At 65.9% G+C, this 25,403-nt stretch carries 24 protein-coding genes; 7 read left to right on the top strand and 17 right to left on the bottom strand.

Annotation, left to right across the window (positions count from 1 at the left end; translation table 11 throughout):
- Window positions 1-65: 65 nt before the first annotated feature.
- Together gatA and gatC are read right to left on the bottom strand one after the other, a co-directional pair.
- Complete coding sequence (gene gatA / locus SM753_RS15955; RefSeq protein WP_323192361.1) at window positions 66-1,337, bottom strand: Asp-tRNA(Asn)/Glu-tRNA(Gln) amidotransferase subunit GatA; 1,272 nt, start codon at window positions 1,335-1,337, stop codon at window positions 66-68.
- Window positions 1,334-1,612: an Asp-tRNA(Asn)/Glu-tRNA(Gln) amidotransferase subunit GatC gene (gene gatC / locus SM753_RS15950; RefSeq protein WP_323192360.1), complete on the bottom strand. Its 279-nt coding sequence runs from the start codon at window positions 1,610-1,612 to the stop codon at window positions 1,334-1,336. Before gatC ends, gatA begins: the two co-directional genes overlap by 4 nt.
- 138 nt (window positions 1,613-1,750) lie before the next feature.
- Between gatC and SM753_RS15945 the strand changes: the two genes are divergently transcribed.
- Window positions 1,751-2,224 (top strand): NUDIX hydrolase, encoded by a 474-nt coding sequence (locus tag SM753_RS15945; protein WP_135535440.1) that lies wholly within the window; start codon window positions 1,751-1,753, stop codon window positions 2,222-2,224.
- Window positions 2,225-2,236: 12 nt separating this feature from the next.
- Here SM753_RS15945 and SM753_RS15940 read toward each other — a convergent pair whose 3' ends face one another.
- The 3 genes from SM753_RS15940 to SM753_RS15930 form a co-directional block, all read right to left on the bottom strand.
- On the bottom strand, window positions 2,237-3,676 hold the full coding sequence (locus SM753_RS15940) for a hypothetical protein (protein ID WP_323192359.1): 1,440 nt from the start codon (window positions 3,674-3,676) through the stop codon (window positions 2,237-2,239).
- A gap of 95 nt (window positions 3,677-3,771) precedes the next feature.
- On the bottom strand, window positions 3,772-4,857 hold the full coding sequence (locus SM753_RS15935; protein ID WP_323192358.1) for an asparagine synthase-related protein: 1,086 nt from the start codon (window positions 4,855-4,857) through the stop codon (window positions 3,772-3,774).
- On the bottom strand, window positions 4,854-5,540 hold the full coding sequence (locus SM753_RS15930) for a PHP domain-containing protein (RefSeq protein ID WP_138797311.1): 687 nt from the start codon (window positions 5,538-5,540) through the stop codon (window positions 4,854-4,856). The genes SM753_RS15935 and SM753_RS15930 overlap by 4 nt, the downstream gene beginning before the upstream one ends.
- A 130-nt stretch (window positions 5,541-5,670) precedes the next feature.
- On the opposite strand from SM753_RS15930, the gene purL reads away from it, so the two are divergent.
- Entirely contained in the window at window positions 5,671-7,935 is a 2,265-nt protein-coding gene (purL, locus tag SM753_RS15925) for a phosphoribosylformylglycinamidine synthase subunit PurL (protein WP_323192357.1), read from the top strand.
- A gap of 482 nt (window positions 7,936-8,417) precedes the next feature.
- On the top strand, window positions 8,418-8,999 hold the full coding sequence (locus SM753_RS15920; RefSeq protein ID WP_135535445.1) for a response regulator transcription factor: 582 nt from the start codon (window positions 8,418-8,420) through the stop codon (window positions 8,997-8,999).
- 23 nt (window positions 9,000-9,022) lie between these two features.
- On the opposite strand, the gene SM753_RS15915 is transcribed toward SM753_RS15920, so the two are convergent.
- The 3 genes from SM753_RS15915 to SM753_RS15905 form a co-directional block, all read right to left on the bottom strand.
- Window positions 9,023-10,900: a PAS domain-containing protein gene (locus SM753_RS15915; RefSeq protein WP_323192356.1), complete on the bottom strand. Its 1,878-nt coding sequence runs from the start codon at window positions 10,898-10,900 to the stop codon at window positions 9,023-9,025.
- A gap of 126 nt (window positions 10,901-11,026) precedes the next feature.
- Complete coding sequence (locus SM753_RS15910; protein WP_323192355.1) at window positions 11,027-11,608, bottom strand: hypothetical protein; 582 nt, start codon at window positions 11,606-11,608, stop codon at window positions 11,027-11,029.
- 3 nt (window positions 11,609-11,611) lie between these two features.
- Window positions 11,612-12,889: a divalent metal cation transporter gene (locus SM753_RS15905; RefSeq protein ID WP_323192497.1), complete on the bottom strand. Its 1,278-nt coding sequence runs from the start codon at window positions 12,887-12,889 to the stop codon at window positions 11,612-11,614.
- Window positions 12,890-13,033: 144 nt separating this feature from the next.
- Between SM753_RS15905 and SM753_RS15900 the strand changes: the two genes are divergently transcribed.
- Window positions 13,034-13,819, top strand: coding sequence for a phytanoyl-CoA dioxygenase family protein (locus SM753_RS15900; protein WP_323192354.1), 786 nt, complete (start codon window positions 13,034-13,036; stop codon window positions 13,817-13,819).
- 82 nt (window positions 13,820-13,901) lie between these two features.
- On the opposite strand, the gene SM753_RS15895 is transcribed toward SM753_RS15900, so the two are convergent.
- The 4 genes from SM753_RS15895 to SM753_RS15880 form a co-directional block, all read right to left on the bottom strand.
- Window positions 13,902-14,078 (bottom strand): YMGG-like glycine zipper-containing protein, encoded by a 177-nt coding sequence (locus tag SM753_RS15895; RefSeq protein WP_323192353.1) that lies wholly within the window; start codon window positions 14,076-14,078, stop codon window positions 13,902-13,904.
- A gap of 213 nt (window positions 14,079-14,291) precedes the next feature.
- Complete coding sequence (locus SM753_RS15890) at window positions 14,292-15,002, bottom strand: DUF2270 domain-containing protein (RefSeq protein WP_135535451.1); 711 nt, start codon at window positions 15,000-15,002, stop codon at window positions 14,292-14,294.
- A 274-nt stretch (window positions 15,003-15,276) separates the two neighbouring features.
- Window positions 15,277-16,413 (bottom strand): aminotransferase class I/II-fold pyridoxal phosphate-dependent enzyme, encoded by a 1,137-nt coding sequence (locus SM753_RS15885; RefSeq protein ID WP_323192352.1) that lies wholly within the window; start codon window positions 16,411-16,413, stop codon window positions 15,277-15,279.
- Window positions 16,410-16,898, bottom strand: coding sequence for an Lrp/AsnC family transcriptional regulator (locus tag SM753_RS15880; protein ID WP_323192351.1), 489 nt, complete (start codon window positions 16,896-16,898; stop codon window positions 16,410-16,412). Before SM753_RS15880 ends, SM753_RS15885 begins: the two co-directional genes overlap by 4 nt.
- 133 nt (window positions 16,899-17,031) lie before the next feature.
- Here SM753_RS15880 and SM753_RS15875 point away from each other — a divergent pair, with 133 nt between their 5' ends.
- From SM753_RS15875 to SM753_RS15865, 3 genes are all read left to right on the top strand, one after another.
- Window positions 17,032-17,448 carry an EamA family transporter gene (locus SM753_RS15875; RefSeq protein WP_135535454.1) on the top strand — a complete coding sequence of 139 codons (417 nt, stop codon included), beginning with the start codon at window positions 17,032-17,034 and terminating at the stop codon, window positions 17,446-17,448.
- A gap of 175 nt (window positions 17,449-17,623) precedes the next feature.
- Entirely contained in the window at window positions 17,624-18,604 is a 981-nt protein-coding gene (locus SM753_RS15870) for a hypothetical protein (protein ID WP_323192350.1), read from the top strand.
- A gap of 135 nt (window positions 18,605-18,739) precedes the next feature.
- The gene (locus SM753_RS15865) at window positions 18,740-19,303 is read left to right on the top strand and encodes a thioredoxin family protein (protein WP_323192349.1); all 564 of its coding nucleotides are present in this window, start codon (window positions 18,740-18,742) and stop codon (window positions 19,301-19,303) included.
- A gap of 115 nt (window positions 19,304-19,418) precedes the next feature.
- On the opposite strand, the gene SM753_RS15860 is transcribed toward SM753_RS15865, so the two are convergent.
- The 5 genes from SM753_RS15860 to SM753_RS15840 all read right to left on the bottom strand — a co-directional run bounded on the left by SM753_RS15860 (window position 19,419) and on the right by SM753_RS15840 (window position 25,399).
- Window positions 19,419-20,510, bottom strand: coding sequence for an NADH:flavin oxidoreductase/NADH oxidase (locus SM753_RS15860; protein ID WP_323192348.1), 1,092 nt, complete (start codon window positions 20,508-20,510; stop codon window positions 19,419-19,421).
- 131 nt (window positions 20,511-20,641) lie between these two features.
- A complete protein-coding gene (locus tag SM753_RS15855; RefSeq protein WP_323192347.1) occupies window positions 20,642-22,021 on the bottom strand; it encodes a bifunctional metallophosphatase/5'-nucleotidase in 1,380 nt (459 codons plus the stop codon).
- 72 nt (window positions 22,022-22,093) lie between these two features.
- A complete protein-coding gene (locus tag SM753_RS15850) occupies window positions 22,094-23,656 on the bottom strand; it encodes a solute carrier family 23 protein (protein ID WP_323192346.1) in 1,563 nt (520 codons plus the stop codon).
- An 86-nt stretch (window positions 23,657-23,742) separates the two neighbouring features.
- Complete coding sequence (locus SM753_RS15845; RefSeq protein WP_323192345.1) at window positions 23,743-24,330, bottom strand: DJ-1/PfpI family protein; 588 nt, start codon at window positions 24,328-24,330, stop codon at window positions 23,743-23,745.
- Window positions 24,331-24,778: 448 nt separating this feature from the next.
- Window positions 24,779-25,399, bottom strand: a complete 621-nt coding sequence (locus tag SM753_RS15840) for a peptide-methionine (S)-S-oxide reductase (RefSeq protein ID WP_323192344.1) — start codon at window positions 25,397-25,399, stop codon at window positions 24,779-24,781.
- Window positions 25,400-25,403 lie beyond the last annotated feature (4 nt).

Below are 25,403 nucleotides of genomic sequence, written 5' to 3'. Positions count from 1 at the left end.
TGGTCACCCCTGCCGGTCTCGGGGAAAGAGACGCACCGTCTCGGGGAAACGTGCACCGAAACCCGCTAGGCCAGGGCGCTTCCCGCTCGAATGATAGTCTCCTCGTCGAACGCCGACCCGACGAACTGGACGCCGACGGGGAGGCCGTCGGCCTCGCCCGCGGGGACGGAGATCGCGGGCAGGTCAGCGAGGTTGACCGGGACGGTGTTGGCGTCGGCGAGATACATCTGGAGCGGGTCGTCGAGGCTCTCGCCGCGCTCGAACGGCGGCACGGGCATCGTCGGACTCGCGAGCACGTCCGCCTCGGCGAGCGCCTCGTCGAAGTCCTGTTTCACCCAGGCGCGGGCGTCCTGCGCCTTCTTGTAGTACTTGTCGTGGTAGCCCGCGGAGAGCGCGTACGTGCCGAGCAGGACCCGGCGCTTGACTTCCTCGCCGAAGCCCTCCTTGCGGGTCTGTGCGAACTCCTCGTTCCAGTTGCCCTCGGCGTCGGCCCGGTGGCCGTAGCGGACGCCGTCGAACCGCGCGAGGTTCGAAGAGGCCTCGGACGTGGCGATGACGTAGTACGCCTCCACGGCGTGTTCGACGGACGGGAGTTCGACTTCGTGATACGTCGCGCCGCGGTCCTCCAGGTCGTCCATGGCGGACCAGAACGCCTCGACGACGCCCTCGTCGGCTCCGTCGACCAGGTTCGTCGGGACGCCGATGTCGAGGCCGTCGACGTCGCCGTCGGCCGCAGCGGCGTAGTCGCTGTCGGTTCCCTCGTCGCGGGTCGTCGCGTCCTGCGGGTCCTCTCCCGCGATCACGTCTAACAGCTCGGCGGCACCCTCGACGGTCGGCGCGAGCGGGCCGATCTGTTCGAGGCTGTTGGCGTAGGCGACGAGCCCGTACCGCGAGACGAGGCCGTAGGTCGGTTTGATGCCAACGACGCCGCAGAACGCGGCGGGGTTGCGAACCGAGCCGCCGGTGTCGGAGCCGAGCGCGAGGTCGGCCTCGCCGGCGGCGACGGCCGCCGCACTTCCACCGGAGGACCCGCCGGGGACGCGGCCCTCGGCGGCGGGGTTCTCGACCGGGCCGAAGGCGGACGTTTCGGTCGTCGAGCCCATGCCGAACTCGTCCATGTTTGCCTTGCCGACAATGGTCGCGCCGGCGTCTTTCAGCCGTTCGACTACGGTGGCGTCGTACGGCGGGACGTAGTCCGCGAGCATTTCCGAGCCGCAGGTCGTACGCACGCCCTCCGTCGAGATGTTGTCCTTGACCGCAACGGTCTTGTCGGCGAGCGGCCCGTCGCCGTCGCCCTCGATCGTTTCCTCGGAGATGAAGATCCCGTGATCGCTCATGAGACGTTCGGCCCCTTGAAGTAGCCGTCTTCGGTCTCTTCGGCGTTGGCGAGCGCCTCCTCCTGGCTCAGGCTCTCGCGGACCTCGTCGGGTCGCATGATGTTGACGAGGTCGGCGTCGCGTTCGACTTCGGGCACCTCGTCTAGCGTCTCGAAGTAGTCGAGGATGTCCGCGAACTGCTCCGTGAAGCGGTCGACGTCGTCGTCATCTACGTCCACCCGCGCCAGGTCCGCGACGTGGCGGACCTCGTCCGGGTCGACGGGCGTGTCGCTCATGCTCTCAGCCACTGCCTTCCGCGGAGTAAGCGTTTCGATACGCCCGGACCCGCGTGGGCGTCGCGTCTGTCCGTTCCGGTCGACTCCTCGTCGCCACAGAGCGACGGCTACAAGCCGTCCGCGCGGTTCGGCCACCGTATGGAGACGACTCGACATTTCACCGCGACCGTGTACGTCGTCGACGACGGCGCGACGTTGCTCCACGAACACGAGCGCCTCGGCAAGTGGCTCCCGCCGGGCGGCCACGTCGACAGGGACGAGGTGCCCCACGTTTCCGCGAAGCGAGAGGTCCGCGAGGAGACCGGGCTAGACGTGTCTCTCGTGGCCGACACCGACGACGTCGAGTCGGCGTCGGTCACGTCGCTCCCGAGGCCGCAGCATTTCATTCTCGCCGACGTCAACGTCCACGACGGCGAAGTCGGTCACCAGCACATCGACCACGTCTACTACGCCGAGGCCGACTCGCGGGATCTGTCACCGGCACCCGGTGAAGCGCCCGCCGACGCCTGGCGGTGGTTCACGGCCGCGGAGTTGGCGGAGAACGACGAAGGGATCGAGGCGGACGTGGTAGACGTGGGCCAGCGAGCGATCGAGACCGTCGACAGTCGGTAAGTGACGAGGGGGTCAGAAATAGCCGAGCAGAGTTCCCACGAGCACGATGACCCACAGTGCGATACCGCCGATGAGCATCTCGTTCCACCGGGATCGAGCCCCCTCGACGCCCTGCCGGGCCGCCCCGCCGGCGATGAGGCCGAGGGCGAGGATGACGACGATCCGCTGGAGGACGACGTCGATCGGGAGCGTCGCGATTCCTAGATACCCGTAGTCGAGCCAGATCCCGACTGAGAGCGACGCCGAGGCGAGCACCGCCGCATCGAACTGCCGGTCGATGCCGCTCGCGACCAGATACGTCGCGACCGGGATGCCGACGGACATCACGGGGTACAGAAGCGCCATGATAGCGTACATCGAGAGTTCCGGCGCGTTGTATTCGAGATAGATGCCCCCGAACCGGACGCCGAGGAGGAGTGTGATGACGATCAGCGGCAGGAGCAGGTGCCGAACGGTCATCCGCTCGCGGATCTCACGTAACCGCTGAATTTCGGCCTCCTGCAGCGGCGACCGGGCGGCCCGTCCTATCCCCGCTCTGCCGAGGACAAACGGGAGCAGGAAGGCGAGTTCGATCACCGTTGTCCACCCGTCGGAGTCCGATGGACCGCCGTTGTCGAGGTAGATCCGGTAGATGCCGTCGTCCTCGACGAACGGTTGCCCCATGAACTCCTGCTCGACGTAGGACTGGGCCTGTTCGGAACTGTCGACCCGGTGGCGGAGCGTGAACCAGTCGAAGTGCTCCTTGTGGGCCTGCATGAACACCCACTCCTCGCTCTCGTTGGGGCTCTCGTACATCCGGATGTGAACGCGCGTGCCGAAGTAGTCGCCGTAGTCGAGTTGCATCGTTTCCGTTACCCAACTGCCGCTCTCGTTCGGACCGGGGTCGACGTACGCCCATCTCGTCGCGCCGGTCGTCCGCGCCCACGCAGTCGTGGGGTCGATCCGGTCGATGAACGATTCGTTCTCGGACCTGTTCTCCGCCCCGGCGTCGCCCGCCGAGTCGTTGGGAACGCCATCGGACCGGTTCCGCTCCGACTCGTTGACGAAGTTCCTGTTGATGTCTGACCTGTTTGCCGCGACGGACTCGTTGATCACGGTCCCGTTCTCCAGGGTTTCGTTTTCGCCGTCGAACAGCGTCTGTCCGCCGATGTCCTGCTCGTCTGGCGCGGTCTCGTTCCAGCGTGACGGCGTGTCCTCCTGCATCAACTGGGTGACCCGAGAGGCGTTCCCGTGGACGATGATGTTGACGGGGCTCCGCTGAGTGAACCGCGGATTCGCGTTGAGGTACGGATAGAACCCGCTTTCGCTGTCGTTCGGGTGGACGAGTTTCGGTTCGAGGTCGTGCTGGGGAGCCACGTCGTCGGTCGTAAACGGCGCGAACAGCGACAGACCGCCGGTCGCAACCAGCGCTATGAGAACGAGGATAGCGGCGATCACGAGTGAACGACGCATCGGTACGGCCTAGCACGCCTGGAGATATAAACAGCAGATCCGTTTCGCGCTGGTACTCGTGGAACGAAGGCGGATCTCTCGCCGTACGAAGGCGGTTACCGGACCCGCGAAGCGACGTACTGTGAGACGTGGTCGTCCATCCGGCGCTTGAACCCGGCTTGCCGCGCGAGGCGGTCGAGTTCGCGGGCGACCAGACTCCCGTACTGTACCGCCTTCTTCTCGCGGAAGGCGACGCTGTCGGGGACGAACTCGCGAGCGGCGAGGCGGAAGGCGCGCTTTCGCTCGCCGCGGTCGTCGACGAGCATGTCGCCGCCGAGTCCCAGGGCGATAGCCACCACGCGGTCGTCGAGTAGCGGCGCGATGGGCTCGACTCCCGCGCCGCGTAACGCCAGTACGTCCCGCTCTAGTTGGTCGGGGAGCGACCCGAGAACTTCACGGCGGGCGGCCCGAACTGTGTCGGCGTCGACGCGAGGGTCGTCCGGAGCGCGGGCGACTTTCGCGTACCCGCCGAACAGTTCGTCGGCCCCCTGTCCGACGGCCAGATGCTCGTAGCCGTCCGCGGCCGCGCGCTCGGCGACGAGATACAGCGGGAGCGCGATCTGCACGTCCATCGCGTTCGTCCGCCCCGTCGCTCGGGCCACCTCGGGAACCGCGCGTTCGACGTCGGCGAGCGACAGTTCGACCACGCGGAGGTCGACGTCCATCGCTCGCGCCGCCTCCCGGGCCGCGGCGATGTCGTGGCTCTCGGGGAAGCCGGTGACGTACAGCGGTCCGTCGATCTCGCTGGCGACGACGGCGCTGTCGACGCCGCCCGAAAACGCGACGGCGGCGTTCGTCCCGTCGACCGCGGCCAGACTCGAACCGATCGCGTCCCGCAGGTTCCGAACGGCGACGCGTTCGTCGTCGACCGGGTCCGGGTCGGGGAGCGACCAGACGCGCCGGGCAGGGACAGCAGCGTCGTCCGCAGGCCGGCTATGTCCCGCCGGGAAGGTAGTCGGGTCGTCAAGTTCGCTTGGGGCCGCCGCCCACTCGTCGCCGTCGACAAACAGCGGGTAACGCCCGAGGACGTCCCGGACGAGCGTCCCGTCGACGGTGCCGGCGAACCCACGGGTGCCCGGAAACGGATCTGTCTCGTCGATCGCACGCCGAATCGTCTCCGGGGATGCCCCTTGGAGAATCATCGAAACAGCGAGAACAGACCGCTTTTCACCCGGCGCTTCGCCCCGCCGGCCGCCTGGCGGAAGCTAATGTGCCAGGGCGTTCGCTTTCCCTCGACGGTTGTCCGCCCCTCGCGGACGGCGTCGAGGACGGCGTCGAGGCTCCGCTCCTCAGCGCCGATTCGAGTGACCGCTTGTCCGACCATCTCGCTAATGTGGGCGTCGCTTCCGGCGGTCATCGGGAGCCCGCGCCCCTTGGCGAACCGCTCCGCCTGTCGGTTGGCGCGGCCGGTCAGCAGGCGAGAATTGTACACCTCGATCGCGTCCGCCCGGGCGAGCGCGTCCTTCGAAACCTTCGCCAGCACGCCGTGGCGGGACTCCTGAAACGGGTGCGGGACGACGGCGATGCCGCCGAGGTCCCGGATCCGGTTTAACGTCTCGTCGTACGTCAGCCCCGCCGGGACTCGCTCCTCGACGCCGAGGGCGAGTACATGCCCTGCGGCGCTGGAGACTTCCATACCGGGGATGCCGACTAACCCGTACTCCTCGGCCTTCTCGGCGGCCGCCAGGCTCGCGTCTATCTCGTCGTGGTCCGTCACGGCGAGCGCGTCGAGACCCACTGCCTCCGCCTGCTGGAGGAGGAGTTCGACTGGGTCACGACCATCGTACGACAGCGACGAGTGGCAGTGGAGTTCGGCCGACAGCACAAGTCGCTATTCGTAGGAGGGTGGCAAAAACGCCCCGGTCTTCCCCCGAGTGCCAGTTCGACAGGCGTTTTTTATCCATGAACGTGCACATAGAAAGCCTCTTATTCGGCCTGTTTGAACAGGAGAGTGAATGAGTCTCGCCGATTCGGACCGCGAACTCGTCGAGGAGGAGCTCGGACGGGAGGCGACGCCAGTCGAGGCTGCGTTGTTCGAGAACCTCTGGAGCGAACACTGCGCGTACCGATCCTCCAGACCGCTCTACCGATCCGCGTTCGAGAGCAACGGCGAACAGGTCGTCGTCGGCCCGGGCGACGACGCCGCCGTCGTCGCGCTCCCCGACCCCGACGGGGAGGGGTACTCGGACACGTACATCACGATGGGCATCGAGAGCCACAACCACCCGTCCTACGTCGACCCGTACGACGGCGCGGCGACGGGCGTGGGCGGCATCGTCCGCGACACGCTGTCGATGGGCGCGTACCCCATCGCGCTGGCCGACTCGCTGTACTTCGGCGGTTTGGTCGAACCGCGTTCGACTGCCAGTCCGACGGAGTCCGACGATATCGACCGCGAACACTCCCGATACCTGTTCGACGGCGTCGTCGAGGGGATCAGTGACTACGGGAACTCCATCGGCGTTCCGACCGTGGCGGGCAGCGTCGCCTTCCACGACGATTACGAGGGCAACCCGCTGGTCAACGTCGCCTGCGTCGGTCTGGTCGACGCAGAGCGCATGGTGACCGCGGAGGCCCAGGAACCGGGCAACAAACTCGTCCTCGTCGGAAACGGCACCGGCCGCGACGGCCTCGGCGGGGCCTCCTTCGCGAGCGAGGATCTCTCGGAGGACGCCGAGACGGAGGACCGCCCCGCAGTGCAGGTCGGCGACCCGTACACTGAGAAGTTGCTCATCGAGGCCAACGAGCAACTGATCGACGAGGGACTGATCGAGTCCGCGCGGGACCTGGGCGCGGCCGGCCTCGGCGGCGCGTCCAGCGAACTCGTCGCCAAAGGCGGTCTCGGAGCCGAGATCGAACTCGAACGCGTCCACCAGCGCGAACCGAACATGAACGCTCTGGAGATACTGCTCGCCGAGTCCCAAGAGCGGATGTGCTACGAAGTCGCTCCGGAGAACGTCGACCGCGTCAGCGAGATAGCCGAGCGCTACGACCTCGGCTGTTCGGTCATCGGCGAGGTGACCGAGGGGAACTACACGTGTACGTTCGAGGGGAGCGAGACGGAGGGGCGCGAAACCGTCGTCGATGCCCCGGCGGAGTTCCTCGACGACGGCGCACCGATGAACGACCTGCCGCACGAAGCGCCGAGCCAACCGAAACGCGACCTCCCGGACGCCGACGTGGGCACGGCGTTCGACGCAGTCGTCGGAAGTCCGAACACGGCCTCCAAACGGTGGGTGTACCGCCAGTACGACCACGAGGTGGGAGTTAGAACGAGCGTGCCGCCGGGCGACGACGCCGCCGTGCTCGCGATCCGAGAGGCGGAGCAGGGGCTCGCTCTCTCCTCCGGTGCGGATCCGAACTGGACCGACGCCGCGCCGTACGACGGCGCTCGCGCCGTCGCGCTGGAGAACGCGACAAACCTCGCTGCGAAAGGCGCGACGCCGCTGGCCGCAGTCGACTGCCTGAACGGTGGGAACCCCGAGAAACCCGACGTGTACGGTGGCTTCAAGGGTATCGTCGACGGTCTCGCGGACATGTGCTCGGCGCTCGACGTGCCCGTCGTCGGCGGGAACGTCTCACTGTACAACGACTCGTCAAGCGGACCCATCCCGCCGACGCCGACTCTGGCGATGACCGGGACGAAAGACGGGTACGACGTTTCCGAGGAAGACTCGGAAGCTCGTAACGCGAAGCGTTACGGTGCGCCGCCGCAGTCCGTCGAATCCGAGGGCGCGCTCTTGGTCGTTGGCGACCCGGCGCTCGCAGGCGAGGACGTGCCACTCGGCGGTTCCGAATATCTCGCGACGTTCGGCGGGACGGACGAGTTCCCCGAACTACCGGAAACCCCCGGTGAGTTCGTCGAGACGCTAGCCGCGGTGGCCGACGACGACCGGACGCTCGCCATCCACGACGTGAGCCACGGCGGCCTGGCCGTCGCACTGGCCGAGATGGTCGGAGAGAACGGTCTCGACGCCACGCTCCCCGACGCCGCCGACCCCGTTACCGCGCTGTTCCACGAGCGGCCGGGCCGCGTCGTCGTCCAGTCGACAGCCCCCGAGCGCGTCCGCGAGGCGTTCGACGGCGTCGCTTCCGTTCATCGGATCGGCGAGGGCCGGGACGACGACACGCTGTCGCTGGCGGTCGACGACGTGACCCTGACGTACGACGCGGACGACATCGCCTCTTTGCGGTCTGTCATCGCCGAACAGATGGACTGATACTGTCGGCTGTAACTTCGTAAAGATAATCGGACCCTCGGGGTCCGATATTCTTCAAGGGATTACAGCCGACAGTACGACCTGTGGACCCGTTGTCGACGGGTCCGGTTTTCTACCTGCCAACGGCATCCAGTTCGGACTCGACCGGCACCGGTTCTCGGCCCCCTGTCGAGTCGTCTCCGCGTCCCGCCGACACGGAAAGTGATAAGGTGGTATCAGGTGTATCCCTGACAGAATGGCCGAAGACGGTCGTGACGACGGACAATACTGGGGCCACGGAACCGCCTGGGGCAGCAGCCGTCGCCGACCGTCTCTCCGTCGCGGTGAACGACCGGAGGTGGCTCTCGTGATGAGCCCTCCCGACGAGAGAACAATACAGTTGCGAGCAGAGCCGTGTGATTTCCTCCGGGGGAGCCACCATATTCAAATAGCTCCGTCGACAGCGTTACCACGATGTGTCGTCTCACGGCAGGGGGCCCGGCGTGACTGGGTCTGAGGAGCCGGTCGTTCTCGTCGTCGAGGACGAGCCCGACCTAGCGAACCTCTACACGTCGTGGCTCCGCGACAACTGTACCGTCCGAACCGCGTACAACGGGAGCCAGGCGCTCGATGCCACGGACGAAGACGTAAACGCCGTTCTCCTCGACAGGCGGATGCCGGGTATCTCCGGCGACAGAGTGTTGACCGCCATCCGCGAGCGCGACCTCGACTGCCGCGTCGCGATGGTGACGGCCGTCGAACCCGACTTCGATATCGTCGAGATGGGGTTCGACGACTACGTCGTCAAGCCGGTCTCTCGGGACGACTTGCTCGAAACCGTCGACCAACTGTTACTGCGGTCGACCTACGACGAACAGATCCAGGAGTTCTTCGCGCTGGCGTCGAAGAAAGCCATCCTCGACTCGGAGAAGAGCGAGGCGGAGACCCGAGCGAGCGAGGAGTACGCCCGGTTAGAGGACAGGCTGGCGGTCCTTCGCGAGCAGATCGACGATACGATCGCCGAACTCTCCAGCCACGACGCGTACGAGCGGATCTGTAACGACATTTCCCACTCGCGACCGTAACCCGGGCCGACAGCCGATTTCGATCAGGCAGCGTCTGTTTCGAGTGTTGTGATATCCGATATCTCGAAGCGGAGGGTACCGTCGTCCGTTCGAGCGACCGCGAACTTCCACCCGTGAGCGTGGGCGAACTCGCGCGCTATCGCGGGACCGACCGGATCCGCGTCGGGGTCGGTCAACGCGGAGGCGTCGTCGAGCGCTGTGGCGTCGACCCGCTCGACGTAGAAACCGCTCGGATACCCGCCGTCAGCGACCGACCGAGCCTCTGCTTCCGCCAACAGGCCGATCCGTCCCTCGGCTTTCGTCCCGTCTTCGGACCATCGGAACAGCGTCTCGAACAGTCGGACCAGGCGGTCGCGGTCGGCCCGGAGCGATGCGTCCTCCGCGATGGTAAGCGACAGGTCGTCGACCGCGATACTGTCGTCTTCGACGACGTTCTCCCCGGCGGCCGCGGCCGCGTCAGACACGTCGACGAACGAGCGCGATCCGAGCGACGCCTTCCCCGTCGAGAGTTCGGCAGCGTCGTCCACGAGGCGTTCGGCGACGGCGAGGTCCGACCGCAGCTGGTCTCGCACGCCGTCTGGGAGGTCCGCGTCCTCTAGCGTCGCCATCGCGTCCTCGATCCGGGTGTCGGCGCGACTGCCGAGAACGGTTTCGAGGACGGTCAACCGGTCCGTCTGCTGGCTGATCGCGGATTCCCGCTGGGAGAGCAGCCGTTCGTGTTCCGCCCGGTCGAGTTCGAGTTCGGTCGAGGCGGCCAGTATCTCGGCCAGTTCCCGGTCGCGTTCGTCGAAGGCGTCGACGGTCCGTGCGCCGGTCATCAGTATGCCGTGCGAACCGATCGGAACGATGAGTTCGCTCCGGATCGGGGTGTCCGGGTTGTACTTCCCGTCGACCTCTTTCAGGTCTGAGTACAGGGCCGAGTCGCCGCTGTGGAACACGTCCCAGATCAGGCCCTCGTTCTGCCTGAAGCGGGGGAGACCGTCGATCAAGTCGTGAGCGCCGGCCGTCGCCGCGACGGGGTCGAGGAAGTCGCGCTCCTCGTCGAGCAACCAGACGCCGCTTATCGGGAGGCCGAGCAGTTCCGAAGCGGTGTGGACCGTTACGGCGCAGATCTCCTCCGGCGTCTCGGCCTTGTACAGGTGCCGCGTCACGTCGTGGAGCGACGTGACGACGCGTTCGTACTCGTGGCGCTCGGACACGTCTCGGATGACGCCCGTGACGCTGTCCGTGTTGGCTCCCGGGATGGGAACCATCCGGATCTCGCCGACCCGGGTTGCCCCGTCAGCCATCTCGAAGGTCACTTCGAGTCGCCGTTCGCGGGATTCACCGGAGTGAAGCGATTCGAGGGCGTCGTCGACGGCCTCGGCGCTGTCTTCGTCGATGGTCGCGATCCGGGGAAGCGACGACACGTTCTTGCCGACGAGTCGCTCTCGGGGGACGCCGAACGTCGCCTCGATGGCGCGGTTAACGTAGGTGATCTCGTTTTCGTCGTCGACCGTAATGACGCCGTCGTGGACGGCCTCGACGATGGCCGCGTGCTGATTGGCCTCGGACTCCTGGCGCTTTCGCTCCGTGATGTCGCGAAGGTACACCGACAGGCCGTCGTCAGACGGGTACGCGCGGACCTCGAACCACGTCTCCAGTGGGTTGTAGAACGTCTCGAACGCGACGGGGACCTGCTCGTCCATGGCGTGGTGGAACTGCGTGGGAAACGGCGTGTGTGCCGTTTCCGGAAACATGTCCCAGATGACCCGGCCGAGAAGCCCCTCGCCGTCGCGGTCGAGCATCCGCTCTGCCTGCTCGTTGACGTAGACGAACCGCCAGGTGGCGTTGAGCGCGAAAAACGCGTCCGTGATGCGGTCTAATATCCCGTGTTCGTCTACGGCGTCGCTGTCTGTCATCTCGAACCCTCCGATCCGAGCCGCGCCGGCCCGGCCGGCGCGGAGTCGCCCGTCATCAGTACAGTGAGCCTAGGCGGCGGTGACACTTACCTTTCGTGGCCGCCCGGCGGAGAAGCCACGGGACCGTCACGGCTCGCTCGACGGAGAGGTGTCCGACTCGCCCAGCCGGTACTCCCGGTCGGCCCACTGCCGAAACGCCGCGAGCGACGCCCGCTCTTGACGGGAAACGGCGTCCGTCGCGCCCAGTTCGTCGCTGTCGAAGGCGTTGAGAACGGCTGTCGCGCCGTCGCAGTAGTCGGCGAGCAGTTGCGTGTCGCCGTCCGCGTGCTGGAACGGGATCGTGGCGTCGTTTACGAACACAGCGGTCGGGGCGGGCGGGGCCGCAGCCACGAGCTGTCGCGCACGGCGGGCGTTGTCGGCGGCGAGACGAAGCGACCCGTCCTCGTCAGTGGCGTCCGTCCGCGGGGCGTGCGCCGCCAGAACCCCGTACCACACCTCGTCTGGAACGTCGGTGAACTGCGTGAGGCGGCCGCCCAGAACCGTCCCGTCGCGTTCGACGACGGGAGCGAAATCGAACACGACGACTCCGTCGGAGCCGTTCGCGTCGAGCCACCGCTCTAGCGCTCGCACGGTCAGGCGCGTCTTCCCGACGTTCGAGGGTCCGGTGACGAGCGTCGTCCCCGAGAGGGGAACGGGGTGGCCGGTCACGGGTCAGGCCGCTCCTCGGGCGGTCACTGTCTCACGGACGAACCGACCGAGAAGCACCAGCGTCGCCCCGGTGAAGACGGCTGCGAACAGGAGCACGAACGCGGTTATCCCGTCGACGCCGGCCGCGTACTGCCCTCGGAGGAACGTGCCGGCAGTGACGGCCGTGACGCCGATGAGCACGAGTCCGCCGACGTTCGCCGCCGCGGAGTTCCGCACCGGGACGGCGCCGTCGTGGTTGAGCAGGTAAAGCACCAGCGCGAGCGCGAACGGCGTTCCGACGAGGCCGAACGCGAGCACCAGCACTAACAGCGGGAAGAACGCGCCCTGGAGGAACGCGCCGCCGGCGCTCGCGAGCGCGACGACGACGAGCAGTCCGCGGTACCGCGGGTCCGAAACGTCCGTGTCCCAGTCGAGTTTGTCGGCGACGAGGTACGGCGGGACGACGGTGTTGCTGCCGAGCGTCGACACCGCCGCTCCCCACAGGCCGAGCAGGAACAGCCACTTGGCGTTCGCCCCGACTGCGGGTTCGAGCGCCTTCGCCGCACCGATAGCGCCGATATCAGGCGAATCGAGAACGCTCGCAGCCACGAGGAAGATGGCGACGCTGTAGATACCGAAGGCGACGAGCATCGACCCGCCGACGTCGAACAGCGCGAGGTCGTAGTCGTCGCGGGTCCAGCCCCGGGACCGCATCGTGTACGACTGCATCGTCACGAGCGTGATGTGGACCGCGCCGCCGAGGATACCGGCGGCGAGCAACGCGCCGTCGACGCCGGCCGGGATCGTCGGCGTGAGGCCGCCAGCGGCCGCTGACAGGTCGATCGGGACCACGAACACGGAGCCGACGAACGCCAGAACGACGGCCGAGACGAGAACCTTCGCGCCGACCTCGGCGACGCGGTAGCCGCGCCCGGCGAGGCCGACCGCGAGAACGACCGCCCAGGCGACGCCCCAGACCCGCGCGTCCACGCCGGTCACCGTCGCGCTGACGTCGGCGACGGTTTTCATTATCACTAACTGCGCTAGCCCCGAGGCGAAGATGACGTCGACGACGAGGAGCCAAGCCCACGTCTCGCCGACGTGTCGCTCGACGACCGAGACGATACCGTCCTCGGTGAGCAGGCCGAGACGCATCGCGAGATACTGAGACACCGTTCCGAGAACCGCCGAAAGCACGACGACCCAAAGCAGCGAGTAGCCGAAGGCCGACCCCGCGCCGAGGAGACTCGCCATGCTCGCCGGTCCCGCGGCGATAGCGCCCGCTAGCCACGTCGGCCCCATGTTCGATAGCTTCGATACGACTCCGCGGTCCGACGCTGTCGCGTCGTCGACCGCTGCGTTGCCCGTCTGTTCACTCATCGGTTTCTCCGTTCTTATGAGAACGTATAGGTATTTTCATACGGTTGTACCACGGGGTAATACGCAATGGCACTCACAGACGATGCGTTCGCGCAGTACCAGAAGAAGGGGTACGTCGTCGTCGAGGACGTCCTGAACGAGGACGAGCGCGCGACGGTCAAGTCGCGTCTCAGAGAGTACACGCACGGCGACCGGGAGCCGGAGGGCTTCGCCACCCAGACCGAACCCGCGGTCGAACGCGGCGATGTCGACATCGACGACCCCGGTAACGCGGTGCGGAAAATGGAAGGCCTCGGCATGGTCGAGGAGGACGGCGTCTTTCGGGACGTGGCACACCACGAGGACATCGTAAGCGTCGCCCGAGAACTCCTCGGGCCGAACCTCAAACTCCTCCGGAGCGCGGCGATGCTGAAACCCCCGGAGATCGGTAGCGAAAAGAGCTTCCACCAGGACGCACCGTACTACCCGATCAGGCCGCTCGACCACTGCACCGTCTGGATCGCACTGGACGAGGCGACCCCCGAGAACGGGTGTATGAACGTCGTCCCCGGCGGTCACACGGACGGGTTACTCGACCACGAGACGCGCAAATACGACACAGACATCGTCGTTTCGGACGATACGTACGACACGGACGATGCCGTCGAAGTGCCGATGGAACCGGGGAGCGCGCTGTTCTCTCACTGTCTCGTGCCACACTACACCGCAGAGAATACGACGAGCGACTGGCGACGCGCGCTCATCATGTCGTACATGACCGCCCGGTCGCGGTTCACGCTATCTGCCGAGGAACGCCCCGACTACGTGGACTCGCATCACATCACGGGCGAGTCGTTCCCCGGGTGCGTCTGACCGCGACGCCGAGCGGACTGTTCAGACGACAGAGTCACCTGGGCGACCGCGAAACCGCGGTACGCGATACGCTCAGACGTTACTACTCCTGGTCGACGGCCTCCTCGACGCGGGAGCGAGCGGAGACGCGTTTCTCGCCGACTATCGCGCCGGCTAACGCACCGATTCCGGCACCGGTGCTCGCGGCGTTGCGACTGATCAGGCCGCCGATTGCGGCCCCGATGCTTGCGCCGAGTGCGGCGTGACGAGAACGACTCAATGCGCGCTTGAGACGGTAAGATACCATACACGTACGTCGTAGTACACACTCATTAAATTCAGGGTGTCACCCCAGTCGCCGGTACCGATTTCGCTGACACGGGTCTCGGAGACCGACGTTCGTGGCGCAGGACGCTCATACTGTCGGCTGTACTCCCGCGAAGACTATCGGACCCCGGAGTCGATCATCGTTTCGAAGGTACAACCGACGGTATCACTCGTCGTCGGAACCCAGGTCGCCGCGGTCGACCTCACTGTCCGTCTCCGTCGACGCTTGCGCGTCGGGCCAGAAAGCGATAGCGAAGGCACAGACGTACCCGGCGATGACGCAGGTGAAGACGATCCAACCGGGCGTCCCGGACACGGATGCGGCCTCCACTATCGGTTCGCTCTCGCCGCTCAGTCGAACTAACCAGACGAGCAACAGGCCGATCAGCAGCGGAAGGTACACCCGGCGGAGACGGTGTGCGACCGCGTTCCGGAGCGGCATTTTCACCGCCGGGCGCCTGTAGTCCTCGCTCAACTGTTTCCGCCAGTCCCGCTGTTCGATGCCTTCGGAGGGGTCGAGCGCGTTCGCGAAGAGGTTCTCCTGCATGGAGCGAACCCGGGACCGCCAGATGTCGTAGCGTCGGAACCGTCGGGACTCGATCAACAGGAACACGACCCCGGTCGCCATCCCGACCAGAATGATAGTGTGCGCGACATCGCTGCTGGAAAACGCGTACGCGAGGATAGCCGAGATGATCGTCACCGCCCAGTTCGTCGTCGAATCCAGCCGTCCCCGCCAGTTGACCGCGCGATCCATCTCGCCCCGATAGAGATGCGCGACCACCGAACCGAGCCCCGTGCTCTGGTCGACCATCTCGCGACCGATCTCGCGCTCCTCCGGTGCTTCGGGGTCGAACTCTTCATGGTCGCGAGCCATTGCGCCTAGAGATACGACGACACGGGAGAAACCTCTAGTGCCCTCTGTCGCCGAGAACGACCGCAGCACAGTTCGGTTTATGAAGAAACGCCCTCGTCACAGTGTCGACCGGCTGTTCGGGTTCGGTTCCATGTGTCCATTAGCGGTGTTCTCGAAGCAAGATCCGAAGCCGCTGGAGTCCAACGGCGTGAGAGACTGTGGACTGATCCCGGGAGGACGAACTCGCCCGCCGTTCCGGGGGTCTGCTCACCGACGTACAGATGCCGGCGGTCGACTACAGAAACGCCTCGATCCGGTCCATCGCTTCCTTCAGGTCTGCCGTACCGGTCGCGTAGGAGACGCGAAGGTGTCCCTCGCCACCCGACCCGAACACGTCGCCGGGGACGACGGCGACGCCCTGTTCCTGAAGCAACTCCTCGGCGAACGCTTCGGCGTCGCCGCCGGGAACCTCCGGGAAGACGTAGAACGCGCCCTTGGCCTCGAAGCAGTCCATTCCCATCTCCTCGAAGCGCGAGAGAACGAGGTTACGGCGACGGTCGTACGTCTGAACCATTTCCTCGACCTCGTCGTCGCAGGATTCGAGCGCTTCTATCGCGGCGTGTTGAGCGGTCGTCGGGGCAGACAGCATCGAGTACTGGTGGATGCGGTTCATCGCCGCGATAGCCTCCGGCGGGGCGAGGGCGTATCCGAGGCGGAGTCCGGTCATGGCGTACGCCTTCGAGAAGCCGTTGAACACGATGGTCCGCTCGCGCATTCCCGGGAGCGTGGCGATGGAGGTGTGGTCGTGACCGTACGTCAGGTCGGCGTATATCTCGTCGGAGATGACCGTGAGGTCGTGTTCTCGGGCGAACTCCGCGACGGGTTCGAGTTCGGACTCGGTCATCACTGCACCCGTGGGATTGTTCGGGTAGCAGGCGATGAGAACGTCCGCGTCCGCGGCACCGCTCGCCTCCAGACGCTCGTAGGTGAGTTTGAACTCGTCGGCCTCCCGGGTCGGCACCGGCAGTGGGTCTCCGTCAGCGAAGATGACGCCCGGCGCGTAGGAGATGTAGGACGGCTGAGGGACCGCGACGGTGTCGCCGGGGTCTACCAGCGCACGCATCGCGACGTCGACCCCCTCGCTGACGCCCGTCGTGACGAGTATCTCGTCGTCGGCGTCGTATTCGAGAGCGTACCGCTCTGCGACGTGGTCGCTGATCGCTTCTCGCAACTCGCGCATGCCGCGGTTTGCGGTGTACGACGTTTGGCCGCGCTCCAGGGACTGGATAGCCGCGTCTCGGGCGGCCCACGGCGCGGAGAAGTCCGGTTCGCCGACGCCGAGCGAGATGACGTCGTCCATCTCTTCAGCGAGTTCGAAGAACTTCCGTATCCCCGACGGAGGGACGCGTTCGACCCTATCGGACAGATTCATGGTGAGATAGACAACCGGTCGTCGCCGTGGTCGTCTTCGAACTCGATGCCGCGATCCTTGTAGGTCTCCATGACGTAGTGGGTGACCGTCTGGGTGATCTCGGGGGCGCGTGCGACCTTCTCACTGATGAAGTTCGACACCTCCTGAAGCGAGTCGCCCTCCACTTCGAGGTGGAAGTCGTAATCACCGCTGACGAGTTGGAGCGTCTTCACTTCAGGGAATTTGGCGAGTCGCTCCGCGATGTCTTCGTAACTGGTCTCGCGGTCCAGCGTGACGTTGAGTTCTACCTCGGCGCGGATGTGTTCCTCCTTGACGCGGTGCCAGTCCACGACGGCCTGATAGCCCCGGATGATACCCTCGTCTTCGAGGGTTTCGACAGTCGAGACGACCTCCGCCTCGGAGAGGCCGGTCATGCGCGCGAGGTCCTCGGTCGAGTAGCGCGCGTTTTCGAGCAAGAGGTCGAGCAGTTCGCGCTTGTCGGTCATGTGTACGAGAGTCGGTGGCGGCGACATAAGAGTTTCCAGTCCGTGCGAGGGGATGACGAAGCCGTGGGCAGGCGGAGACGTGACGCCGTTCGATTTCGAAACCCTATCCTCCGTTCGAATACCCGGATCGAGTATGAACTACGTCGGCTGGGCGGTGGTCGCTCTCCTCGCATACACGCTCGTCGCGCCACTGATGAAAGTCGCGACACAGTCTATCCCGAGTGAGGTGGCCGCGTTCGTCTCCAATCTCGTTCTCGTCGCCGTCGCTCTCGTCATCGCACTCCGCGGCAACCACCACATCACCGACTACGTCACGCATCCGAAATCCCCCTACATGTACGCGGCGGGAGCCTGTCTCGCAGTCGGTATTCTCGCCTACTACCGAGCCCTGTCGATGGGTCCGATCAGTATCGTGACGCCCGTCTTCGGTCTCTTTCTGGTCACGAGTTCAGTACTCGGAGTCGTCTTGCTGGACGAACCGTTCACAGCGCGCAAGCTAGTTGGTGTGGGCTTCGCGATACTCGCGGTGTATTTCACGACGGTCGAGTAACGCCGGCTTGTACGGGGAAACGGTGTACTACCTGGGCGACTTCGGCTGTGGTGGTTTCGCGCTCGGAACGACACAGGCCGTCTATACAGCCAGAAATACGGAGTTTACGGGTTCGAACGGATCGCAACGATTGGGCCTGTTTATTCCCGCCCCGGTTGCCGGTACAGTCGGTACGATGACAGACGACGACACCGAGCAACTGCAAGAAGCGCTAACGAACCCGGTCGAGGGAGCAGTCGAGATGCAACGGGAGACGATGTCGCAGGGGCAAAACGCGATGGAGCGCGGTCTCGATTTCCAGCGAAACGCCGCCCAGTTGCTGGTCGACGGGATGGAGATGGGGGCGTCGCTGCAACGCCAGACGCTCGATATGACGAGGTCGGCGATGCGGAACTACTTCGACAGCGCCAACTCGATAGCCTCGGCCGGTCAGACGATGAGCGAACAGGGTCGACAGGCGGCAAGAGAGATGGGCCAGCAGGCGGAACAGGGGATCCGACAGGCGACGCAGGCTCAGCAGCGATTCGCGTCACAGGGGGCGGAGTCGCTCCAGCAGGGGACACCAGCGACCCAGAGTCACCGACAACCGCAGCAGTCCCGAGCAACTGGACAGGAGTTCCCGCAGTCGACCGCCGGACAGCGGTTCTGGGCAGAGGCGAACCAGCAGTCGCAGCCTCAACAGCAACCCCAGCAACAGTACCGGCCGACCCCACAAACGCAGGGAAGTCAGCAGTTCCAGCAACCACAGTACCAGACCCCGCAGCAACAGCCCCAGACGCAGCACCGGCAACAGCCACAGACGCAGCACCGGCAACAGCCACAGACGCAGCAACCCCAAACGCAACAGCCCCAGACACAGCAACTCCAGCAGTCTCGACAACAACAGGCACCTCAGGTCCGACAGTCCGGAGGGAGTCAGAAACAGTACCCCATCGAGCGGGCCCAGCAAGGGACACAGCGACAGGAGCCGCGGACGGAAACCGCCTATCGGAACCCGATAGGGTACGAACCCTCCAGCCGTCAGGGAACGACGGCCGGCGAACGCCAGGAGGCGGGTCAGGGGACGGAAACCCAGGAACGATCGGAGACGACGCCGAACGAGGGTCCGCCGGCCTCCAGAGGGAACGCGGAGGACCAGTCGCGGTACGGCGAGTAACGATCCGACCGTCGCGTGGCGAAGTGTAGCGGCGCTCGTCGGTCCGCCACGGTCCGGGGTTTCCGACGTTCGGGCCGCTCCGTCGTTCTAGCTGGATCGATAACAGATAAGCCGGAGAACGCCTTCCGGTCGACCATGGTTCTACTTGAGTCGGACTCGGAACTCGAACCGGGCGACGAAGCGCCGGCGTTCGAACTGCCGGGCGTCGACGGCGGGACATACAGTCCAGATTCGTTCGACGGGTGCGAGGCGCTGCTGGTCGTATTTACCTGTAACCACTGTCCGTACGCGCAGGCCAAGTTCGGTCTGCTGAACGAGTTGGCGGCCGAGTACGACGAGGTGGCGGTCGTCGGCATCAACTCGAACGACGCCGAGGAGTATCCCGAGGACTCGTTCGACGCGATGCGCGAGTTCGTCGATGACGGGCGGATCGACTACGACGCCTATCTCCGCGACGAGTCCCAGGAGGTCGCTAAAGCGTACGGTGCCGTCTGCACGCCGGATCCGTTCCTGTTCGAGCGGGAGGGTGGGTCGTTCCGCCTGACGTACCACGGCCGTCTGGACGACGCACTGAACCCCGACGACGAGCCGACGAGATTCCACGTCCGAGAGGCGATCGACGCCGTCCTCGCGGGCGACGACGTCGAGATAGAGTGGCAGCCGTCACAGGGCTGCTCGATCAAGTGGAAAGAGCAGTAGCGGAGACGGAACCGCGGTCAGACGACGGAGAGCGGAAGGGGCGCTGGTAGTGGGCCGTCCCAGAGAGCGCTGGTAGTGGGCCGGGGCCAGAACTGCTGTGGTACGGCACCAGGTCTCAGAACACGCGCTGGTACTGGACCGGGGGGTCGATACGGTCGCTCATCCCGAGTTCTCGTGCGGCGTTCAGCGCGAAGTACGGGTCGCGCAGATGTTCCCGCCCGACGATAGCGAGGTCGGCGCGGTCGTTGCGGATCAGCGCGTCGGCCTGCTGGCCGGTCGTGATGCCGCCGACCGCGCCGACGGCGGCGTCCGTCGCCTTCCGAACGCGTTCGGCGTACGGGACCTGATAGTTCGGCCCGCCGTCTGGCACCTGCTGGTCGGGGTGGAGGCCACCGGCGCTGACGTCTATCAGGTCCGCTCCTGCGTCGGCGAGGCGGCCGGAGAGGCGGACGGTATCTTCGACGGTCCACGAGTCCCGGTCCGGAAGCCAGTCCGTCGCCGAAACACGGACGAACACCGGCTTATCGTCGGGCCAAACGTCGCGGACCGCCGCCGTCACCTCGCGCACGAGGCGGGTGCGGTTCTCGAAGCTCCCGCCGTACTCGTCGTCGCGGTCGTTGGCGACCGGCGAGAGGAACTCGTGGAGGAGATAGCCGTGTGCGGCGTGGACCTCCGCCACCTCGAACCCGGCGTCCAGCGCGCGCTCGGCCGACAGTTCGAACGCCGTCACCACGTCGCTGATATCGTCGCTGTCCATCCGCCGCGTCGCCGGTGGCTCGTCGCCACCGTAGGGGTAGTGGTCGGAGGGCGCGAGAGTCTCCCAGCCGCCCTCGTCCGGTTGCAGCGGAACGCTGCCGTCCGCGGGGCGGGTCTTGCTCCCCTTCCGGCCCGCGTGTGCGAGCTGGATGCCCGGGACGCGCCCCTGGTCGCGGATGAATTCGGTGATCGGGGCGAGCGCGTCGGCGTGGTCGTCGCTCCAGATGCCGAGGTCCTGCGGGGAGATTCGTCCGCGCGGCTCGACCGCGGTGGCTTCGGTCAGTACGAGACCGGCACCGCCGACGGCCCGGCTCCCGAGGTGGACTCGGTGCCATTCCGTCGCGAGCCCGTCCCCGGCCTCACAGGAGTACTGGCACATCGGCGACACCGTCACGCGGTTCGGTATTTCCGTTCCGCGCAGCGTCAGCGGCGTGAACAGGTCGTCGCTCATCGTGGTGAATTACAGTCTCGGAGGGAAAGCCGGCGGGGTGGGGGCCTGGTTTGCCGGGACTGCAACCAATGCGTCGAAAGTGTGACTGGGATCTCTCACGAGAGAGACGCCGCCGAGCGAACGAGAACGCTTCAGCGATTCGAGCGACGACCCGAGAGCGTCGGACGGTCGATACGGCCCTCGATGTCTGGATTGATCCCTTCCTCGCGGGCGTACTCGACGATAGCGTCGCGGGCGAGGCCGCACCGCCGGACGACATCTTCCTCATCGAACGCATCGCTGACGTGGTCGGTTTCGACCAGATAGTCGGCGACAGCGAGCGTGTACCGCCTGTCGGAGTCGAGGGGGTGGCCGCCGACGGTCGCGTCTGTCAGTTCGCCCTCGTCGTCGTCCCAGACGATCCGCGCGCCGCTGACGTGACTGCAGTAGTGCAGGGGGAAATCGTCGTAGTGGTAGCCGATCGGGATCTCGTCGAGCGCGTCGCGGAGGCGCTCGCCCGATAGAGAGAGCACGGCCAGGTCGTCCTCGTAGGGGGTGAGATTCACCAGTTCCGCGACCGTCACGTCGCCGTCGAGCGGTCCGTCCGCTCTGAGCGCCCCGGCCGGGGAGATGGCGACGTCAGCGTCGGCACTCCACCGAAGGGCGTCGGCGACGAAGTTTCCGGCGCGGCTCTCGGCAGCGTTCACCGTCTCCTCGGTCAGTTCGACCGGCGTTTCGACGGTCGCGACGACCTCGTCGAGACCGTGTTCGGCCAGTCGGTCGCGGAGAGTCGCCGCCAGGTCGTCGTCCCGGTCGGTTCCGTCGACGCTGTGGATCGTGACGTCAGGTGTCGCGTTGAGAGTCACTTCCGAGAAGTGCGTTCCGGCGCGGCCGGGCCGCACCACGAAGGTGTCCGCGACGGTTTCGACGTGAACGTCGTGGACGTGGCCACCCAACACGACATCCACGTCCGTCTCACGAGCGATGCGGTCGTCGCGTTTCCCGCAGTGGGAGGCGACGACGACGACGTCGACACCGCGGTCGCGAAGTGCGGCGGCCTCCTCGCGGACGGCGGGGACGGGGTCAGTGAAGTCGACGCCGTCTGCCGCCGGATTGATCCCGTCCGTTTCGGGGTGTGCGACGCCGACGACGCCGACGCGGTAGTCGTCGGTTTCGACGAGCGTGCTCGGTGCCGTCGCGTCGGCAGCAAAGCGGTCGCCGTTCCGGACGGCGTTGGCACAGAGCCACCGCTGAGGGGCGGCGTCGGCGAGTTCCCGGGCGGTCTCGTGGCCGAAATCGAAGTCGTGATTGCCGAAGGTGTCGATGTGGGGGGACACAGCGCGGAAGAAGTCGAGAGCGGCCCGCCCCTGGGTCGCCAGCGAGAGCGCGCCGGGAGCGGTGTTATCACCGGTTCCAATGACCACCGAGTTCCCGTCCCGTAGCGAGTTGATGGCACCGACGAGCCGGGCGCACTGCTCCGGGTCGTCGATCGCCGTCTCCAGATCCGAATAGTGCAGCAGGCGAAGCGACATACCTTTCGAGAGGGGCAGGCGCAGTATCAGACTGTCGGCTTTCGTACAGTGGTCTCCCGACGGGTCCCGCTATCAGTCCGCCGGTTCCGAAGCCTCGCCCGTGTCGCGCCAGCGCTCCCAGGCGCTCCGGAAGTCGCTCTCGTCTTCGGTGATCCGCTCCCAGGCGACGAGACCGCGTTCCTCGGGCGTGCCGGCGATGGTGTTGTCGAGGACCAGCGCGACGATGCCGCCGACGGCCATGCCGGTGCCGCCGATGACAAAGAGGGTGTCGGCGACGAGTCGCGACCCGAGGACTGGACCGAGCACGGAGACGCCGACGATCGGTTCGAACACCGACACGCTCGCCATCCCCTCGCGGAACGCCGCGGCGCTCTCGAACCCGCCCATGTACGCCGGTATCGCGAGTCCCGCAAACAGCGCGAATCCGACGACGAACGTGTTCCGCGACGACGAGAGGTCGACGTATTCGAGGTTCGAGACGCCGACCGCGACGATCTGCCCGAACATGGCGACGAACAGGCCGCCGACGATGGGGTCCGGGATCGTCGCGACGAGCTGGCCGAAGTAGCCGACGTAGCCGACGACGATCATCGCCACCGCGCCGATCTGGATCACGTACCGGGAGGCGACGCCCGTCAGCCCGATCGCACCGATGTTCTCTGAGTAGGAGGTCGAGCCGCCGGTCCCCATGATCCCGGAGAAGACGTTCATCAGCCCCTCCATGCCGATACCGTGGTTGATCCGCTTCTCGCTGGGTGCGCCGTGGCCCGCGATCCGGGCGACGGCGTGGTAGTCCCCGAAGCTCTCGACGATGGAGGCCAGGACGCCAGCGAACATGCCGATAGCGAGCGACAGCTGGAACTCAGGCATCCCCCACTGGAGCGGATAGATTGCGAGGACGGCGGGCGCATCGGCGACCTGTGCGAGGTCGACGTAGCCCGACGTTTCTGCGGTGTAAACGCCAGCGACGGAGAGGGTCGCCGCGATGAGCCAGGCCGTGACCATCCCCAGAAGGACGGGAAACAGGCGGAACGCGCGGTGAGAGGCGTTCAGATACTGCGAGAAGCCGACGATGAGGAGGACGGTCAGACCGAGTAACCACCAGTTCGTCGCGTCCGCGATCTGCGTGACGCCGAACAGCGAGAGACCGATGAGCGCGATGGTCGGCGCGATGACGACCGGCGAGAGGTATCGCCGCAGTCGGCCGACGATGCCGAGATAGCCGATGACGACTTCGGCGAGCGCCGCCGTGATGATCGCCCCCTGTAACGCGAGGAGTTTCGCCTGCCAGGCCGCCCCACCGGTCGCGCTCACGACGCCGACGATAGCGATGGCCGGCGCGAGCATCGAGAACGGTGCGCCCTGAACGATGGGGTAGCGGTTGCCGAGCGTCGTCTGTGCCAGCGTGGCGATCCCCGAAACGACGAAGAACGTGCCGATGAACCGAACCGTCACGTCGTCGGGCATTCCCATCGCATCTGCGAGCAATAGCGGCACCGCGATGTTCGCCCCTACCATCGTCAGGTAATGCTGGACGCCGAGAAGCAGGGATTCACCGGCCGGTGGTTTATCGTCGATACCGTACTCGATGTCGTCGCCCGTCGCTGACGACGCCTGTGACTCTTCGTGTGCCATGTAGCTCGTTGTCGGAACCGACTCGGCGTTCGGTACTGAAAGGCGTACTGAAACCGGGAGCAGGTCGTCAGGAAAACAGGTCGACGTTAGTCGTCAGCCGCAACGGGTTCACCGTGGTCTATCTCGGTCCCGAGCACGTCGAGGAACTCCGCGAGCCACTCCGGGTGGTCCGGCCACGCCTGTCCCGTGACGAGGTTCCCGTCGCGCGTGACGCTGTCAGCCCACTCCCCGCCGGCTATCTCCACCTCGGACTGGAGCGCGGGATACGCCGTGCAGGTGCGGCCGTCCAGCACGTCCGCAGCCGCAAGGATCTGCAGGCCGTGACACAGCGCCGCGACGGGCTTTTCCTCCTCGAAGAAGTGCCGGGTCACGTCCAGTATCTCGTCGTAAGTCCGGAGGTACTCGGGCGCACGCCCGCCCGGAACGACGAGCGCGTCGTACTCGGTCGGGTCCACGTCGTCGAGCGCGGCGTTCAGTTCGAAGTCGTGCCCACGGGTTTCGAGATATGTCTGGTCGCCCCGGAAGTCGTGAATGGCGGTTTTCACGGTTTCGCCCTCCCCCCGCTCCGGACAGACCGCATCGACGTCGTGGCCGACCATCTCGAGCGCCTGAAACGGCACCATTATCTCGTAATCCTCTACGAAGTCGCCCGCGAGTAGCAGTATCTCGGACATGGCATGTGTTACTCCGTACCAACCGGTAATAACGCCACGGAAAGGTAAGGGTACAGATGTGACTCGTCTGGCCCGTTTCTGGCGCACTCGCCCCGTCCGCTGGAACTCCGTCGCTATCGGCGACCAGAGCGAGGGATAGGACCCCGGTAGCGTCGGCCCGATTCAGAGAGATGGTGCCGACACGCGGGGATTCGGGGGTGATCGCGAACAGAACTCATGTTCTGACCTATCGAAAGGGACAGAGAACTGTTCGAAACGCTACTTGAAAACCATATGTCGCTATATCAAATCGAGAAGAGTCCTGCAGAACAGCCACTGGCCGTCACGGCGAGAGGGTTGGTAGGCCCGGTGGTCGTGGCGTAGGAGGACCACTGGAATGGTCTCGACCACATAGCGGAACGTAAAACGAGAAAGACGGAACGAACGGTGATGCCGTTCCGGACTCAGGCTACTGCCTCGGGTCGTACGACAACGCGTCCTCGAACGCCGCCACGTCGTTTCCCGCAGTGTGGGCGTTTACTTTCGCGGCCGCCGACGACTCGCGTATTTCGTCGTCGTCGTATCCGGCCTCCTCGAACGGGGAGAACAAACTGGGCGTACTGCTCAGGTGGAACTTCTGATGGTAGTCCTCCGCGAGGTGGAAGCCACTGAGACGTTCGACCCGGGTATCGACCGCGTCCTCCGGCCAGTCGCTCTCGCGCAGGTGCGTCTCGACCGCGTCTCGCTCCGCGTCCGACCCGTAAAACACGACGTTCTGATACTGACGCTTGCGAGGCTGGCTCCGCGGGTCGTGGTTTTCGAACGCGATCGCGACGAGGTCCGAGTAGTCGAGTTCGGTCGAGTCGTAGTCGACTTGCACCGCTTCGGAGTGGTCGCCAAGGGCGTTGTACGTCGGATCCGCCTTCGTCCCGCCGGCGTAGCCGACTCGCGTTCGGACGACGCCGTCTACCGCGCCGAACGTCGCGTCGGGTCCCCAGAAACACCCCAGAGCGAACGTCGCCGTCTCCGTCTCGTTCGCGGTCGGCGCGCGCTCGTCGTACTCGGTGATACGTGACGGATACAGGCTCATCGAG

The organism is Halostella sp. PRR32 (genome assembly GCF_034808085.1).
Taxonomy (GTDB): domain Archaea; phylum Halobacteriota; class Halobacteria; order Halobacteriales; family Natronoarchaeaceae; genus Halostella; species Halostella pelagica.
The sequence above is the reverse complement of the archived record's forward strand: the minus strand, read 5'-3'. Positions and strand labels throughout refer to the sequence as shown.